The following is a 16,563-nucleotide window of genomic DNA, read 5'->3' on the forward strand; positions in this document are numbered from 1 at the left end:
GGAAAACTGCAGCATCCCCCCGTAGGAGCGGCTTCAGCCGCGATCGCCCGCAAAGCGGGTGCCAGGCACCGCGTCGCCGGCATCGCGGCTAAAGCCGCTCCTGCAAGCGAACAGGTCTCAAGCCTTGCCGCTCACCACCATCTTGCGCGCATGGGCCAGCGATTCCTTGGTCAGGTCGATCCCGCCAAGCATCCGCGCCACTTCCTCGACCCGCTCACGCTTGCCCAGGCTGGCGACGGCGGTGTGGGTGGTGTCGCTGTTGCGCACCTTGTGCACGAACAGGTGGTGGTGCCCCTGCGCCGCGACTTGGGGCAGGTGGGTCACGGTCAGCACCTGGCCGCGTTCACCCAGCCGGCGCAGCAACTGGCCGACGATTTCCGCAGTGGGGCCACCGATGCCCACGTCCACTTCGTCGAACACCAGCGTCGGGATGCGCGAGGTTTGTGCGGTGATCACCTGGATCGCCAGGCTGATGCGCGACAGCTCGCCACCCGATGCCACCTTGGCCAGCCCTTTGAGTGGTTGGCCGGGGTTGGCGCTGACCAGCAGCTCGATCTGCTCCAGCCCATGGGGTGAAAGCTCGCCGTTGTCGAAGGGGGTGAGCGCAATGCAGAAACGCCCGCCCGGCATCCCCAGGCGCTGGATCTCCTGCTCGACGGCAGTGGCCAGCTGCTTCGCGGCCTGCTGGCGCAGGGCGCTGAGTTCGCAAGCCTTCTCTTTATAGTGGTGGGCGTAGGCTGCCAGCTCTTCGCCCAGGCGTTCGATCGACTCGTCGCTGGCGTTCAGGCTCTCCAGCTCTTCCATCAGGCGCTGTTGCAGGTGCGGCAGTTCGGTGGGGTGCACGCGGTGTTTGCGCGCCAGCGTATAGATGGTGTCGAGCCGCTCTTCCAGTGCTTGCAGGCGCATGGGGTCGGCATCGAAATGGTCGAGGAAGCGATTGAGCTCACCAACCGCTTCTTCCACCTGGATCTGCGCGCTGGCAATCAGGTTGACCGCCTCGCCCAGCGCCTTGGGGGCGTTGCTGACAGCGGTGAGCCGGTTGAGGCTGACGGTCAGGGCGTTGAGCACGTTGCCCGAGTCGCTTTCGCTGCACTGGTCGATGACCTGGCGGCAGATACCGAACAGGGCTTCGGCATTGGTCAGGTTCTTGTGCTCTTGCTCAAGCTGTTCCAGCTCGTGCTCGCCCAGCCCCAGGTTGTCCAGCTCTTCGAGTTGATAGCTGAGCAACTGGTGGCGCGCGCGCTGCTCGTCCCCTGAATTGCTCAGCCGCTCCAGCTCCAGGCGGGTCTGGTTCCAGCGCTTGGCGGCCAGTTGCACCTGGCGTGCGAGATCAGTGGCGCCGGCGTACTCGTCCACCAGGCGGCGGTGGGTGTCGGTTTTCAGCAGCGACTGGTGCTCATGCTGGCTGTGGATATCGATCAGCAGCTCGCCCAGCGCCTTCAGGTCGCCCAGCGGGCAGGGCGTGCCGTTGATGTAGCCGCGGCTGCGGCCTTCGGCGGTGATCACCCGGCGCAGGATGCACGGGCCGTCGCTTTCCAGGTCGCGCTCCACGAGCCAGTCGTGGGCTTCGGGGATGTCGACCAGGTCGAAGGTGGCGAGGATGTCGGCCTTGTCCGCGCCCGGGCGCACCACGCCGCTGTCGGCGCGGTCGCCCAGGGCCAGGCCGAGGGCGTCGAGCATGATCGACTTGCCGGCCCCGGTCTCGCCGGTGATCACGGACATGCCGCGGGCGAGTTCGAGGTCGAGGTGTTCGACGATGGCGTAGTTGTGAATGGACAGGTGCACCAGCATGGGGCGGCTCCCGAAGGGTCGTATCTGGATATTTATACAGTGCTTTTCGTGGCTCTGCCAATAGCCGCCGATGAATGTGGAAAAGCGCATCGCCCCTTGAACCTGGTTTTTCCGGCCCCATATAGCCGGCAAGACATGGCGAGCCTGGCTCGTACAACAGAAATTGCGGAGGAGAAACCTAATGGCTGACGAACAGCTGGATGAGAAGAACCTGAATTCCGAAGAAGCCGGCGCAGCGAACGTCGATGCCCGCGTCCTGGAGCTCGAGGAGCAGCTGGCCGCCGCCAAGGACCAGTCCCTGCGCGCCGCCGCCGACCTGCAGAACATTCGCCGCCGTGCCGAGCAGGACGTCGAGAAGGCCCACAAGTTCGCGCTGGAGAAGTTCGCCGGCGACCTGCTGCCGATCATCGACAGCCTGGAGCGTGGCCTGGAACTGTCCAGCGCCGACGACGACACCATCAAGCCGATGCGCGAAGGCATCGAGCTGACCCTGAAGATGTTCCACGACACCCTCAAGCGCTACAACCTGGAAGCCCTCGAGCCGCACGGCGAGCCGTTCAACGCCGAGCACCACCAGGCCATGGCCATGCAGGAAAGCGACAAGGTCGAGCCGAACACCGTGGTCAACGTGTTCCAGAAGGGCTACCTGCTCAACGGCCGCCTGCTGCGCCCCGCCATGGTGGTGGTCAGCAAGGCGCCGGCACCGGCGCAACCTTCTATCGATGAGAAGGCTTGAAATCCGTCGGGGCATCCCCATCTAGGTGTCAAGCATTCAAGTATTACCGCAGTTGGCCAATGTAGCCGCTGCCACCTAATTCAAGTTTCGGGAGAGTAAACATGGGTAAAATCATCGGTATCGACCTGGGGACCACCAACTCCTGCGTCTCCGTGCTGGAAAACGGCACCGCCAAAGTTATCGAGAACGCCGAAGGCGCGCGTACCACCCCTTCGATCATCGCCTACGCCAACGACGGCGAGATCCTGGTCGGCCAGTCGGCCAAGCGCCAGGCGGTCACCAACCCGCACAACACCCTGTTCGCGGTGAAGCGCCTGATCGGCCGCCGCTTCGACGAAGAAGTCGTGCAGAAAGACATCAAGCTGGTGCCTTACAAGATCGTCAAGGCCAGCAACGGTGACGCCTGGGTACAAGCCAGCGGCAAGGACATGGCGCCGCCGCAGATCAGCGCCGAAGTGCTGAAAAAGATGAAGAAGACCGCCGAAGACTACCTCGGTGAGCCCGTCACCGAAGCGGTCATCACCGTGCCGGCCTACTTCAACGACAGCCAGCGCCAGGCGACCAAAGACGCCGGCCGCATCGCTGGACTGGACGTGAAACGCATCATCAACGAACCGACCGCCGCCGCGCTGGCCTACGGCATGGACAAGGCCAAGGGCGACCACACCGTCATCGTCTATGACCTGGGTGGTGGTACCTTCGACGTGTCGGTCATCGAAATCGCCGAAGTCGACGGTGAGCACCAGTTCGAAGTACTGGCCACCAACGGCGACACCTTCCTGGGTGGCGAAGACTTCGACATGCGCCTGATCGACTACCTCGTCGACGAGTTCAAGAAAGAGTCCGGCATGGACCTGAAGAACGATCCTCTGGCTCTGCAGCGCCTGAAAGAAGCCGCTGAAAAAGCCAAGATCGAGCTGTCCTCGGCTCAGTCGACCGACGTCAACCTGCCGTACATCACTGCAGACGCGACCGGCCCCAAGCACCTGAACGTGAAGATCTCCCGCGCCAAGCTGGAAGCGCTGGTCGAAGACCTGGTCACCCGTACCATCGAGCCTTGCCGCATCGCCCTGAAAGACGCCGGCATCGACGCCAGCAAGATCGACGACGTGATCCTGGTCGGTGGCCAGACCCGTATGCCGATGGTGCAGAAAGCCGTTGCCGACTTCTTCGGTAAAGAAGCGCGCAAGGACGTCAACCCGGACGAAGCCGTCGCCATGGGTGCCGCCATCCAGGGCGCCGTTCTGGCCGGTGACGTGAAGGACGTGCTGCTGCTGGACGTCAGCCCGCTCACTCTCGGTATCGAAACCATGGGTGGCGTGATGACCGCGCTGATCGAGAAGAACACCACCATCCCGACCAAGAAGTCGCAGGTGTTCTCGACCGCCGACGACAACCAGGGCGCCGTGACCATCCACGTGCTGCAGGGTGAGCGCAAGCAAGCTTCGCAGAACAAGTCGCTGGGCAAGTTCGACCTGGCCGATATTCCGCCAGCGCCACGCGGCGTACCGCAAATCGAAGTGACCTTCGACATCGACGCCAACGGCATCCTGCACGTCGGCGCGAAAGACAAGGCCACCGGCAAGGCTCAGTCGATCGTGATCAAGGCCAACTCCGGCCTGTCCGACGAAGAAGTCGAGCGCATGGTGCGTGACGCCGAGGCCAACGCCGAGGAAGACCGCAAGTTCGAAGAACTGGCCGCTGCCCGCAACCAGGGTGACGCGCTGGTGCACTCGACTCGCAAGATGGTCGCTGACGCCGGTGACAAGGTCACCGCTGAAGAGAAAACCGCCATCGAGGCGGCCGTGGTCGCCCTGGAAGCCGCCGTCAAGGGCGACGACAAGGCTGCCATCGACGCCAAGGTCGAGGAGCTGTCCAAGGTCTCGGCTCCTGTCGCTCAGAAGATGTACGCCGAGCAGCAGGCCGAGCAGCCACAGGGCGGCGCCCAGCAGGCCGAGCCGGAAGCCAAGCACGATGACGTGGTTGACGCCGAGTTCGAAGAAGTGAAAGACAACAACAAGCAGTAATTCCTGCATGTTGTCGGCCGGTTCACCGCCGTTTGGCGGTGAGCTGGTAGGATGTCGCCGCGCGGGGGCTTGCTCCCGCGTTGGCGTGTCTGGAACACGAGAATTATTTACAGCATCTGCCTGGGCGCATTCGCGTATGGCGGCAGGTGCTGGCGGCATGGCGCACAGATGCGCAGAGGTATGCCGAACGCCCCCAAGAGTGCATATGACCTATGGCAAAGCGTGATTTTTATGAGGTCCTGGGTGTCGAACGCGGCGCCAGCGAAGGCGATCTCAAGAAGGCCTACCGCCGTCTGGCGATGAAATACCACCCGGACCGCAACCCGGGTGACAAGGAGTCGGAAGACAAGTTCAAGGAGGCCAACGAGGCCTACGAAGTGCTGTCCGACACCAGCAAGCGCGCGGCCTACGACCAGTACGGCCATGCCGGCGTCGACCCGAGCATGGGTGGCGGCGGTGCCGGTTTCGGCGGCGCCAATTTCTCCGACATCTTCGGTGATGTCTTCAGTGATTTCTTCGGTGGCGGCCGTGGCGGTTCGCGCAGCGGTGGCGCCCAGCGTGGCAGCGACCTGCGCTACACCCTCGAGCTGAACCTCGAAGAAGCGGTGCGTGGCACGACTGTCAGCATCCGCGTCCCCACACTGGTCAACTGCAAACCATGCGACGGCTCCGGCGCGAAGAAGGGCTCGACCCCGTCGACCTGCCCGACCTGCGGCGGTATCGGCCAGGTGCGCATGCAGCAAGGCTTCTTCGCCGTGCAGCAGACCTGCCCGCGCTGCCATGGCCAGGGCAAGATCATCACCGACCCGTGCACTTCGTGCCATGGCGAAGGCCGTGTCGAAGAGTACAAGACCCTGTCGGTCAAGGTGCCGGCCGGTGTCGACACCGGTGATCGCATCCGCCTGTCCGGCGAGGGCGAGGCGGGCACCCACGGTGGCCCTACCGGCGACCTCTATGTGGTCATCAACGTGCGCGAGCACGACATCTTCCAGCGCGACGGCAAGCACCTGTACTGCGAAGTGCCGATCAGCTACACCGACGCCGCCCTGGGTGGCGAGCTGGAAGTGCCGACCCTCGACGGCCGCGTGAAGCTGAAGATCCCCGAAGGCACCCAGACCGGCAAGCAGTTCCGTCTGCGTGGCAAGGGCGTGGCGCCGGTGCGCGGTGGCGCGGCGGGCGACCTGCTGTGCCGCGTGGCGGTGGAAACCCCGGTCAACCTCAGCCGTCGCCAGCGTGAGCTGCTCGAAGAGCTGCGTGACTCGCTCGAGGGCGACAGCTCCCATTCGCCCAAGGCCAGTGGCTGGTTCGAGGGTGTGAAGCGCTTCTTCGGCGATCTCTGAGAAGGAACAGGCTATGCGACGTATTGCGGTAATGGGCGCGGCTGGGCGGATGGGCAAGACCCTGATCGAAGCCGTGCAGCAAACCCCGGGTGCCGGGCTGACCGCGGCGATCGATCGCCCGGACAGCTCCCTGGTCGGGGCGGATGCCGGTGAGCTGGCGGCGCTGGGGCGGATCGGCGTGCTGCTGTGCGACGACCTGCACAAGGTTGTCGACGAGTTCGACGTGCTGATCGACTTCACCCACCCGTCGGTGACGTTGAAGAACCTGGCGTTCTGCCGCAAGGCGGGCAAGGCGATGATCATCGGCACCACCGGTTTCAGCGTCGAGGAGAAGCAGTTGCTGGCCGAGGCGGGCAAGGAGATCCCGATCGTCTTCGCCGCCAACTTCAGCGTGGGCGTCAACCTCAGCCTCAAGCTGCTGGACATGGCGGCCCGCGTGCTGGGTGACGACGTGGATATCGAGATCATCGAGGCCCACCACCGGCACAAGGTCGACGCGCCGTCGGGTACCGCGCTGCGCATGGGCGAAGTGGTCGCCAATGCGCTGGGGCGTGACCTGCAGGAAGTGGCCGTTTACGGTCGCGAGGGTCAGACCGGCGCCCGTGATCGCAAGACCATCGGCTTCGCCACTGTGCGTGCGGGTGATGTGGTCGGTGATCATACCGTGTTGTTCGCCGCCGAAGGCGAGCGCCTGGAGATCACTCACAAGGCCTCGAGCCGCATGACCTTCGCCAAGGGCGCGGTGCGTGCCGCGTTGTGGCTGGACGGGCGCGAGCCTGGCCTGTACGACATGCAGGACGTGCTCGAGCTGCGCTGATGGCTCGGGCCCTCGCGTAGGGGTAATGGTAGGAGCGGCTTCAGCCGCGATGCAGGCGACGCAGTGCCTGGCACCCGCTTCGCGGGTGATCGCGGCTGAAGCCGCTCCTACAACGGATTGCGCAATTTCCCTCTGTCGCAATCCTGTGTTTCAGAGACACATTCCAGGTAGACCCAAAACGCATTTTTCTGTAAGCTACAGCTTTAGTGTGTCCACTAAAAGCGCGCAGACTAATTCAGCATAAAAGCGGGGTGACGTGTCCATACGTCATTCCGCTTTTTTGCAACCTGCGATCGCCCTTTCAGGCTTGATTTACGGGAGGTCTTCTTGACTAAGCCAGCCATACTCGCCCTTGCCGATGGCAGCATTTTTCGCGGTGAAGCCATTGGAGCCGACGGTCAGACCGTTGGTGAGGTCGTGTTCAATACTGCAATGACCGGCTACCAGGAAATCCTCACAGACCCTTCCTACGCCCAGCAAATCGTTACCCTGACCTACCCGCACATCGGCAACACCGGCACCACCCCGGAAGACGCCGAATCCAACCGCGTCTGGTCCGCCGGCCTGGTCATTCGCGACCTGCCGCTGCTGGCAAGCAACTGGCGTAACACCCAGTCCCTGCCCGACTACCTGAAAGAACACAACGTCGTCGCCATCGCCGGCATCGACACCCGCCGCCTGACCCGCATCCTGCGTGAGAAGGGCGCCCAGAACGGCTGCATCCTGGCCGGCGACAACATCAGCGAAGAAGCCGCCATCGCCGCCGCCCGCGCTTTCCCGGGCCTGAAGGGCATGGACCTGGCCAAGGTCGTCTCCACCAAGGAGCGCTACGAGTGGCGCTCCAGCGTGTGGGAACTGAAGACCGACAGCCATCCGACCATCGAAGCCGCCGACCTGCCGTACCACGTCGTGGCCTTCGACTACGGCGTCAAGCTGAACATCCTGCGCATGCTGGTCGCCCGTGGCTGCCGCGTTACCGTGGTGCCCGCGCAGACCCCGGCCAGCGAAGTGCTGGCGCTCAACCCTGACGGCGTGTTCCTGTCCAACGGCCCAGGCGATCCCGAGCCGTGCGACTACGCGATCCAGGCGATCAAAGAGATTCTCGACACCGAGATCCCGGTATTCGGCATCTGCCTCGGCCACCAACTGCTGGCCCTGGCCTCCGGCGCCAAGACCGTGAAGATGGGCCATGGCCACCACGGTGCCAACCACCCGGTCCAGGACCTGGACACCGGCGTGGTCATGATCACCAGCCAGAACCACGGTTTCGCCGTCGACGAAGCCACCCTGCCGGGCAACGTGCGCGCCATCCACAAGTCGCTGTTCGACGGCACCCTGCAGGGCATCGAGCGCACCGACAAGAGCGCGTTCAGCTTCCAGGGCCACCCTGAAGCGAGCCCAGGCCCGACCGACGTCGCGCCACTGTTCGATCGTTTCATCGATGCCATGGCCAAGCGCCGCTGAGCATCCTGCAGCAAGGCCCCGGGCCGGCGATTGCCGCGCCCGGAAGCGCCTGACCCAGATTGTTCAAGACGGCTTGCCGACTGACCCGCGGATTTGAGTGACAACCATGCCAAAACGTACAGACATCAAAAGCATCCTGATTCTCGGCGCCGGCCCGATCGTGATCGGCCAGGCCTGCGAATTCGACTATTCCGGCGCCCAGGCCTGTAAAGCCCTGCGCGAGGAAGGTTTCCGCGTCATCCTGGTGAACTCCAACCCAGCCACCATCATGACCGACCCGGCCATGGCCGACGCCACCTACATCGAGCCGATCAAGTGGCAGTCGGTGGCCAAGATCATCGAGAAAGAGCGCCCTGACGCCGTCCTGCCGACCATGGGTGGCCAGACCGCGCTGAACTGCGCCCTGGACCTGGAGCGCCACGGCGTTCTGGAGAAGTTCGGCGTGGAGATGATCGGTGCCAACGCCGACACCATCGACAAGGCCGAAGACCGTTCGCGCTTCGACAAGGCGATGAAAGACATCGGCCTGGAGTGCCCGCGCTCCGGTATCGCCCACAGCATGGAAGAGGCCAACGCAGTCCTCGAGAAGCTCGGCTTCCCATGCATCATCCGCCCGTCGTTCACCATGGGCGGCACCGGTGGCGGTATCGCCTACAACCGTGAAGAATTCGAAGAAATCTGCACCCGTGGCCTGGACCTGTCGCCGACCAAGGAACTGCTGATCGACGAATCGCTGATCGGCTGGAAGGAATACGAGATGGAGGTGGTCCGCGACAAGAAGGACAACTGCATCATCGTCTGCTCGATCGAGAACTTCGACCCGATGGGCGTGCACACCGGCGACTCGATCACCGTCGCTCCGGCACAGACGCTCACCGACAAGGAATACCAGATCATGCGCAACGCCTCGCTGGCGGTGCTGCGTGAAATCGGTGTCGAGACCGGCGGCTCCAACGTGCAGTTCGGTATCTGCCCGAACACTGGCCGCATGGTCGTGATCGAGATGAACCCGCGCGTATCGCGTTCGTCGGCCCTGGCCTCGAAGGCCACCGGCTTCCCGATCGCCAAGATCGCCGCCAAGCTGGCCATCGGCTACACCCTCGACGAACTGCAGAACGACATCACCGGCGGCCGCACCCCGGCGTCCTTCGAACCGTCGATCGACTACGTCGTCACCAAGCTGCCACGCTTCGCCTTCGAGAAATTCCCGAAAGCCGACGCCCGCCTGACCACCCAGATGAAATCCGTGGGTGAAGTCATGGCCATCGGCCGTACCTTCCAGGAGTCCCTGCAGAAAGCCCTGCGCGGCCTGGAAGTCGGCGCCTGCGGCCTCGACCCGAAAGTCGACCTGGCCAGCCCTGAAGCCGCCGGCATCCTCAAGCGCGAACTGACCGTGCCGGGCGCCGAGCGCATCTGGTACGTCGCCGACGCCATGCGTTCGGGCATGACCTGCGAAGAAATCTTCGCCCTGACCGGCATCGACATGTGGTTCCTGGTTCAGATGGAAGATCTGATCAAGGAAGAAGAGAAGGTCAAGACCCTGGCCCTGTCGGCGATCGACAAGGACTACATGCTGCGCCTCAAGCGCAAGGGCTTCTCGGACCAGCGCCTGGCCAAGCTGCTGGGTATCACCGACAAGAACCTGCGTCGCCACCGCCACAAGCTGGAAGTGTTCCCGGTGTACAAGCGCGTCGACACCTGCGCCGCCGAGTTCGCCACCGACACCGCCTACCTGTACTCCACCTACGAGGAAGAGTGCGAGGCCAACCCGTCGACCCGCGACAAGATCATGATCCTGGGTGGCGGCCCGAACCGTATCGGCCAAGGCATCGAGTTCGACTACTGCTGTGTGCACGCCGCCCTGGCGCTGCGTGAAGACGGTTACGAGACCATCATGGTCAACTGCAACCCGGAAACCGTCTCCACCGACTACGACACCTCCGACCGCCTGTACTTCGAGCCGCTGACCCTGGAAGACGTGCTGGAAGTCTGCCGCGTCGAGAAGCCGAAAGGCGTCATCGTCCACTACGGCGGCCAGACCCCGCTGAAGCTGGCCCGCGCCCTGGAAGAAGCCGGCGTGCCGATCATCGGTACCAGCCCGGACGCCATCGACCGCGCTGAAGACCGCGAGCGTTTCCAGCAGATGGTTCAGCGCCTGAACCTGCTGCAGCCGCCAAACGCCACCGTACGCAGCGAAGAAGAAGCCATCAGCGCCGCTGGCGGTATCGGCTACCCGCTGGTGGTGCGCCCTTCCTACGTACTGGGCGGCCGTGCCATGGAGATCGTCTACGAACTGGACGAACTCAAGCGCTACCTGCGTGAGGCCGTACAGGTCTCGAACGACAGCCCGGTGCTGCTCGACCACTTCCTCAACTGCGCCATCGAGATGGACGTGGATGCGGTCTGCGACGGCACCGACGTGGTGATCGGCGCGATCATGCAGCACATCGAGCAGGCCGGTGTTCACTCCGGTGACTCCGCGTGCTCGCTGCCACCTTACTCGCTGAGCCAGGAAGTGCAGGACGAAGTCCGCGTCCAGGTCAAGAAAATGGCCCTGGAGCTGGGCGTGGTCGGCCTGATGAACGTGCAGCTGGCGCTGCAGGGCGACAAGATCTACGTGATCGAAGTCAACCCGCGCGCCTCGCGTACCGTGCCGTTCGTCTCCAAGTGCATCGGCACTTCGCTGGCGATGATCGCGGCCCGCGTCATGGCCGGCAAGTCGCTGAAAGAGCTGGGCTTCACCCAGGAAATCATCCCGAACTTCTACAGCGTCAAGGAAGCCGTCTTCCCGTTCGCCAAGTTCCCAGGGGTTGACCCGATCCTCGGCCCTGAGATGAAATCCACCGGTGAAGTCATGGGTGTCGGTGACAGCTTCGGTGAAGCCTTCGCCAAGGCCCAGATGGGTGCCAGCGAAGTGCTGCCGACCGGCGGTACCGCGTTCATCAGCGTGCGCGACGACGACAAGCCGCAAGTGGCTGGCGTTGCCCGCGACCTGATCGCCCTGGGCTTCGAAGTGGTCGCCACTGCCGGTACCGCCAAGGTTATCGAAGCGGCTGGCCTGAAAGTGCGCCGTGTGAACAAGGTGACCGAAGGTCGTCCGCACGTGGTCGACATGATCAAGAACGACGAAGTGTCGCTGATCATCAACACCACCGAAGGCCGCCAGTCGATCGCCGACTCCTACTCGATTCGTCGCAATGCGCTGCAGCACAAGATCTACTGCACGACCACCATTGCGGCTGGTGAAGCCATCTGCGAGGCGTTGAAATTCGGTCCGGAAAAGACCGTTCGTCGCCTGCAGGATCTGCATGCAGGACTCAAAGCATGAGCATTACCAAGTACCCGATGACCGTCCAGGGCGCTCGCGCCCTGGAAGAAGAGCATCTGTTCCTGAGCAAGACCGAGCGCCCGCGCCTGAGCCAGGCGATCGGTGAGGCTCGCGAGCTGGGTGACCTCAAGGAAAACGCCGAGTACCACGCCGCCCGCGAAGAGCAGGGCATGGTCGAGGCGCGTATCCGCGATATCGAAGGCCGTCTGCAGAACTCGGTGGTGATCGACGTCACCACCATCGCTCACACCGGCAAGGTGATTTTCGGCACCACCGTGGTGCTGGCCAACACCGAAACCGATGAAGAGGTGACCTACCAGATCGTTGGTGAAGACGAAGCCGACGTGAAGCAGGGCAAACTCTCGAGCGGTGCGCCGATTGCCCGTGCCATCATCGGCAAGGAAGAAGGTGATACGGTCGTCGTCAAGACGCCAAGCGGCACGGTCGAGTACGAGATTGTCGAAGTCAAGCACATCTGACCGGCGTCTGCGGGCGCCATCCCTCGAGGGGATCCTCTGGCAGCTGGCCCAGGTGTTCTGGGTCGGTGGCCTTTGGGTGTTCCACGTGGGGCTGGTGCCGGCGCTCAAGGTGAGCGGCCTTGCGCCGCTGCTGGTGCATGATGTGGCCGCGCAGATCGACCGTTGGTTGATCGGCGTGGCAATGCTCGGGTTGTTGACCCAGCTGGCGGTGCTGGCGAGGGTGGACGGCCTGGCGGCCTGGTGGCGGCAATTCCGCGGCCAGATGCTGCTGCTCGGCTTTGGTGCCTGCGTCAGCTACTACACGCTGCGCTACGGGATTTCCGTGGGCGAGCGTTGGCAGATGTTCTGTTTCCTGGTGCTGGGCTTTTCCGGCATCGTGCTGGTGGCCCAGCCGGTCCCAGTCAGGGCGCGGCGGTAGGCGACTCAAGATCGCTGGGGCCGCTTTGCGGCCCTTTCGCGACACAAGGCCGCTCCCACATGGATCGCGCTGCGCCGTAGGTCGGTGCAATCCCTGTGGGAGCGGCCTTGTGTCGCGATGGGCTGCGCAGCAGCCCTGCTACCGTTACTTGTAACGGTGGATGTTGGACAGCTGCTTGTTCGGCTGCGGGTTCTTGCGGTAGATCAGCGCTTTCTTGCCGATGGTCTGCACCAGCTCGGCGCGGCCGGCCTTGCACAGTTCGGCGATGGTCTCGGCGCGTTCTTCGCGATCTTCCGAACGAATCTCGACCTTGATCAGCTCGTGGTCGACCAGGGCGCGTTCCAGCTCGGCGATCACGCCTTCATTCAAACCGTTGCCAGCAACGATCAGGACCGGCTTCAGGTCATGACCAATGGACTTGTATTGCTTCTTCTGCTCGTTATTGAGCGGCATAATCTGACCCTTTTCGTCTGATTCTGTAAAATTGACGGGCATTTTACCCGAGGGCCTGTGGCTCCGCCCAGTCAAACACGACGCATATCATCGAGGTGCCCCGTGGTACAACGTTCCAAAAGCAGCGCAAACTGGCTGCGAGAACATTTCAACGATCCTTTCGTCAAGCAGGCGCAGAAGGATGGCTACCGCTCGCGCGCGAGCTACAAGCTGCTGGAGATCCAGGAAAAAGACCGCCTGATCCGTCCCGGCATGAGCGTGATCGACCTCGGTGCGGCCCCTGGTGGCTGGTCGCAGGTGACCAGTCGTCTGATTGGTGGCCAGGGGCGGCTGATCGCCTCGGACATCCTGGAGATGGACTCGATTCCGGATGTTACCTTCATCCAGGGCGACTTCACCCAGGACGAAGTGCTCCAGCAGATCCTGCAGGCGGTCGGCGATTCACATGTAGACCTTGTGATTTCCGACATGGCCCCCAATATGAGTGGTACGCCCGCGGTGGACATGCCGCGTGCCATGTTCCTCTGTGAGCTGGCCCTGGATCTGGCGACCCGCGTGCTCAAGCCTGGCGGGGATTTCCTGATCAAGATTTTCCAGGGCGAAGGTTTCGACATGTACCTGAAGGACGTGCGCAGCAAGTTCGACAAGGTGCAGATGCGCAAGCCCTCGTCCTCGCGGGACCGTTCCCGTGAACAGTACCTGTTGGGCAAGGGTTTCAAAGGCGCGTGAGCGGCGTTATGCGGGGGCTCCGATAGTTAAAACCAATCGGTCACCCCGTCTGGATCGTCCGAACTTCGTGTAGTCTAGCTTTCACAAAGGGTTACAGACGGTGCCTGCGGATGCGTGGGTAATGTAGTAAGTTAGGGCGATGAATATCATGCGAGGCACGGCTGCGTCGTGCGCCGGCCTCAGAGGGTAGCGAATTGAACGACATGGCAAAGAATCTGATCCTCTGGTTGATCATCGCCGCCGTCCTGGTGACGGTGATGAACAACTTCTCCAGCCCTAACGAGCCGCAGACCCTCAACTATTCCGACTTCATCCAGCAGGTCAAGGATGGCAAGGTCGAGCGCGTGACCGTCGACGGCTACATCATTACCGGCAAGCGCACCGACGGCGACAACTTCAAGACCGTCCGTCCTGCCATCACCGACAATGGCCTGATCGGCGACCTGGTCGACAACCACGTTACCGTCGAGGGCAAGCAGCCTGAGCAGCAGAGCATCTGGACTCAACTGCTGGTGGCCAGCTTCCCGATCCTCGTGATCATCGCCGTGTTCATGTTCTTCATGCGCCAGATGCAGGGCGGTGCCGGCGGCAAGGGCGGCCCGATGAGCTTTGGCAAAAGCAAGGCGCGCCTGCTCTCCGAAGACCAGGTCAAGACCACCCTGGCCGACGTCGCGGGTTGCGACGAAGCCAAGGAAGAAGTTGGCGAGCTGGTCGAATTCCTGCGCGACCCAGGCAAGTTCCAGCGCCTGGGTGGCCGTATCCCGCGTGGCGTGTTGATGGTCGGCCCGCCCGGTACCGGTAAAACCTTGTTGGCCAAAGCCATCGCTGGTGAAGCCAAGGTGCCGTTCTTCACCATTTCCGGTTCGGACTTCGTCGAGATGTTCGTCGGCGTGGGTGCCAGCCGTGTCCGTGACATGTTCGAGCAGGCCAAGAAACACGCCCCCTGCATCATCTTCATCGACGAGATCGACGCCGTGGGTCGCCACCGCGGTGCCGGCATGGGCGGTGGTCACGATGAGCGCGAGCAGACGCTGAACCAATTGCTGGTCGAGATGGATGGTTTCGAGATGAATGACGGCATCATCGTCATCGCCGCCACCAACCGTCCCGACGTGCTCGACCCGGCGCTGCTGCGTCCTGGTCGCTTCGACCGCCAGGTGGTGGTCGGCCTGCCGGACATTCGCGGTCGCGAGCAGATTCTCAAGGTACACATGCGCAAGGTGCCAGTTGGCGAGAACGTCAATGCGGCGGTCATTGCCCGTGGTACGCCGGGCTTCTCCGGTGCCGACCTGGCCAACCTGGTCAACGAGGCCTCGCTGTTCGCTGCCCGCGCCAGCAAGCGCCTGGTCGAGATGAAGGAGTTCGAGCTGGCCAAGGACAAGATCATGATGGGCGCCGAGCGCAAGACCATGGTCATGTCCGAGAAAGAGAAGCAGAACACCGCTTATCATGAAGCCGGCCACGCCATCGTTGGTCGTGTGGTACCCGAGCATGACCCGGTGTACAAGGTTTCGATCATTCCGCGTGGCCGTGCCCTGGGTGTGACCATGTTCCTGCCGGAAGAGGACCGTTACAGCCTCTCCAAGCGCGCGCTGATCAGCCAGATCTGCTCGCTGTATGGTGGCCGTATCGCCGAAGAAATGACGCTGGGCTTCGACGGTGTGACCACCGGTGCCTCCAACGACATCATGCGTGCCAGCCAGATTGCCCGGAACATGGTCACCAAGTGGGGCCTGTCCGAGAAGCTCGGCCCGCTGATGTACGCCGAAGAAGAGGGCGAGGTGTTCCTCGGTCGCAGCGCGGGTAGCCAGCATGCCAGCGTCTCGGGCGAGACCGCCAAGCTGATCGACTCGGAAGTGCGCAGCATCATCGACCAGTGCTATGCGACCGCCAAGCAGATCCTGACGGAAAACCGCGACAAGCTCGATGCAATGGCCGAGGCCTTGATGAAGTACGAAACCATCGATGCCGACCAGATCGACGACATCATGGCAGGTCGCACGCCACGCGAGCCGCGTGACTGGGACAACGATGCCGGTACTTCCGGTAATCAGGCATCCCAGGGTGACCGTCCGGAATCGCCGATCGGCGGTCCAGCGGCTCAACACTAAGGGTTTCTATGACCTCACAGCAGTACCCGACCCGGTTGCCTTGCGGCAACCGGGTTCTTGATTTGTCCCGTACCCATGTCATGGGTATTCTCAATATCACCCCTGATTCCTTCTCTGATGGCGGGCGCTTCAGTCAGCGCGATGAAGCGTTGCGCCATGCCGAAGCGATGGTGGCGGCTGGTGCGACACTGATTGATGTTGGTGGTGAGTCCACCCGCCCAGGTGCGCGAGCGGTGTCGCCTACTGAAGAACTAGAGCGTGTCGCGCCCATTGTCGAGGCCATCAATAGCCGGTTGGACGCAATCATTTCCGTCGATACCTCGACACCGGCGGTCATGCGCGAATCTGCCCGTCTAGGTGCGGGGCTGATCAATGACGTGCGTGCCCTGGAGCGTGATGGCGCCCTCGACGCAGCGGCCGACACCGGCCTGCCCGTTTGCCTGATGCATATGCGCGGTGAGCCGGGTAACATGCAGGACAACCCGCATTACGAAAACGTGACCGCCGATGTGGGGCGCTACCTCGAACAGCGCATGGCTGCCTGCGCGGCGGCTGGCATCGGCGCTGAACGCATCATCCTTGATCCGGGCTTCGGTTTTGCCAAGACACTTGAGCATAACCTCAGTCTGTTCAAGCACATGGAGGCGCTTTACCGCCTCGGGCGCCCGCTATTGGTAGGGGTGTCGCGCAAGAGCATGATCGGCCTCACGCTGGATCGGCCAGTGGACGAGCGGCTTTACGGCAGCCTCGCGCTGGCAGCCTTGGCGATGACCAAGGGCGCGAGCATCCTGCGCGTGCACGATGTGGCCGAAACCGTCGATGTGGTGCGTATGATCGCCGCCGTGCAGGGCGCCGAATAAGAACATTGGA

The 16,563-nt window shown here is 62.9% G+C and carries 13 protein-coding genes; 11 read left to right on the top strand and 2 right to left on the bottom strand.

Annotation, left to right across the window (positions count from 1 at the left end; translation table 11 throughout):
• Nucleotides 1-117: 117 nt before the first annotated feature.
• Nucleotides 118-1,791 (bottom strand): DNA repair protein RecN, encoded by a 1,674-nt coding sequence (recN, locus tag JYG34_RS03605; protein ID WP_213659518.1) that lies wholly within the window; start codon nt 1,789-1,791, stop codon nt 118-120.
• Nucleotides 1,792-1,972: 181 nt separating this feature from the next.
• On the opposite strand from recN, the gene grpE reads away from it, so the two are divergent.
• The 8 genes from grpE (at nt 1,973) to JYG34_RS03645 (ending at nt 12,400) form a co-directional block, all read left to right on the top strand.
• A complete protein-coding gene (grpE, locus tag JYG34_RS03610) occupies nt 1,973-2,527 on the top strand; it encodes a nucleotide exchange factor GrpE (RefSeq protein WP_213659519.1) in 555 nt (184 codons plus the stop codon).
• A 101-nt stretch (nt 2,528-2,628) separates the two neighbouring features.
• On the top strand, nt 2,629-4,554 hold the full coding sequence (dnaK, locus tag JYG34_RS03615; protein WP_011532126.1) for a molecular chaperone DnaK: 1,926 nt from the start codon (nt 2,629-2,631) through the stop codon (nt 4,552-4,554).
• Between the two features lie 212 nt (nt 4,555-4,766).
• Nucleotides 4,767-5,894, top strand: a complete 1,128-nt coding sequence (gene dnaJ, locus JYG34_RS03620) for a molecular chaperone DnaJ (RefSeq protein WP_213659520.1) — start codon at nt 4,767-4,769, stop codon at nt 5,892-5,894.
• Nucleotides 5,895-5,907: 13 nt separating this feature from the next.
• Nucleotides 5,908-6,711, top strand: coding sequence for a 4-hydroxy-tetrahydrodipicolinate reductase (gene dapB / locus JYG34_RS03625; RefSeq protein WP_213659521.1), 804 nt, complete (start codon nt 5,908-5,910; stop codon nt 6,709-6,711).
• Between the two features lie 327 nt (nt 6,712-7,038).
• Nucleotides 7,039-8,175, top strand: a complete 1,137-nt coding sequence (gene carA / locus JYG34_RS03630; protein WP_011532129.1) for a glutamine-hydrolyzing carbamoyl-phosphate synthase small subunit — start codon at nt 7,039-7,041, stop codon at nt 8,173-8,175.
• A 106-nt stretch (nt 8,176-8,281) separates the two neighbouring features.
• Nucleotides 8,282-11,503 carry a carbamoyl-phosphate synthase large subunit gene (gene carB / locus JYG34_RS03635; RefSeq protein ID WP_213659522.1) on the top strand — a complete coding sequence of 1,074 codons (3,222 nt, stop codon included), beginning with the start codon at nt 8,282-8,284 and terminating at the stop codon, nt 11,501-11,503.
• The gene (greA, locus tag JYG34_RS03640; protein WP_011532131.1) at nt 11,500-11,982 is read left to right on the top strand and encodes a transcription elongation factor GreA; all 483 of its coding nucleotides are present in this window, start codon (nt 11,500-11,502) and stop codon (nt 11,980-11,982) included. Before carB ends, greA begins: the two co-directional genes overlap by 4 nt.
• Nucleotides 11,960-12,400 carry a hypothetical protein gene (locus JYG34_RS03645; protein ID WP_011532132.1) on the top strand — a complete coding sequence of 147 codons (441 nt, stop codon included), beginning with the start codon at nt 11,960-11,962 and terminating at the stop codon, nt 12,398-12,400. The genes greA and JYG34_RS03645 overlap by 23 nt, the downstream gene beginning before the upstream one ends.
• Before the next feature lie 144 nt (nt 12,401-12,544).
• On the opposite strand, the gene yhbY is transcribed toward JYG34_RS03645, so the two are convergent.
• Nucleotides 12,545-12,853, bottom strand: a complete 309-nt coding sequence (gene yhbY, locus JYG34_RS03650) for a ribosome assembly RNA-binding protein YhbY (RefSeq protein WP_003249945.1) — start codon at nt 12,851-12,853, stop codon at nt 12,545-12,547.
• Between the two features lie 102 nt (nt 12,854-12,955).
• On the opposite strand from yhbY, the gene rlmE reads away from it, so the two are divergent.
• The 3 genes from rlmE to folP all read left to right on the top strand — a co-directional run bounded on the left by rlmE (nt 12,956) and on the right by folP (nt 16,553).
• Nucleotides 12,956-13,582: a 23S rRNA (uridine(2552)-2'-O)-methyltransferase RlmE gene (gene rlmE / locus JYG34_RS03655; protein WP_011532133.1), complete on the top strand. Its 627-nt coding sequence runs from the start codon at nt 12,956-12,958 to the stop codon at nt 13,580-13,582.
• 203 nt (nt 13,583-13,785) lie between these two features.
• Nucleotides 13,786-15,693, top strand: a complete 1,908-nt coding sequence (gene ftsH, locus JYG34_RS03660) for an ATP-dependent zinc metalloprotease FtsH (RefSeq protein ID WP_011532134.1) — start codon at nt 13,786-13,788, stop codon at nt 15,691-15,693.
• Between the two features lie 8 nt (nt 15,694-15,701).
• The gene (gene folP, locus JYG34_RS03665; protein WP_213659523.1) at nt 15,702-16,553 is read left to right on the top strand and encodes a dihydropteroate synthase; all 852 of its coding nucleotides are present in this window, start codon (nt 15,702-15,704) and stop codon (nt 16,551-16,553) included.
• The last annotated feature ends 10 nt before the right edge of the window (nt 16,554-16,563 follow it).

It is taken from the genome of Pseudomonas entomophila (genome assembly GCF_018417595.1).
GTDB classification, from domain to species: domain Bacteria; phylum Pseudomonadota; class Gammaproteobacteria; order Pseudomonadales; family Pseudomonadaceae; genus Aquipseudomonas; species Aquipseudomonas entomophila_C.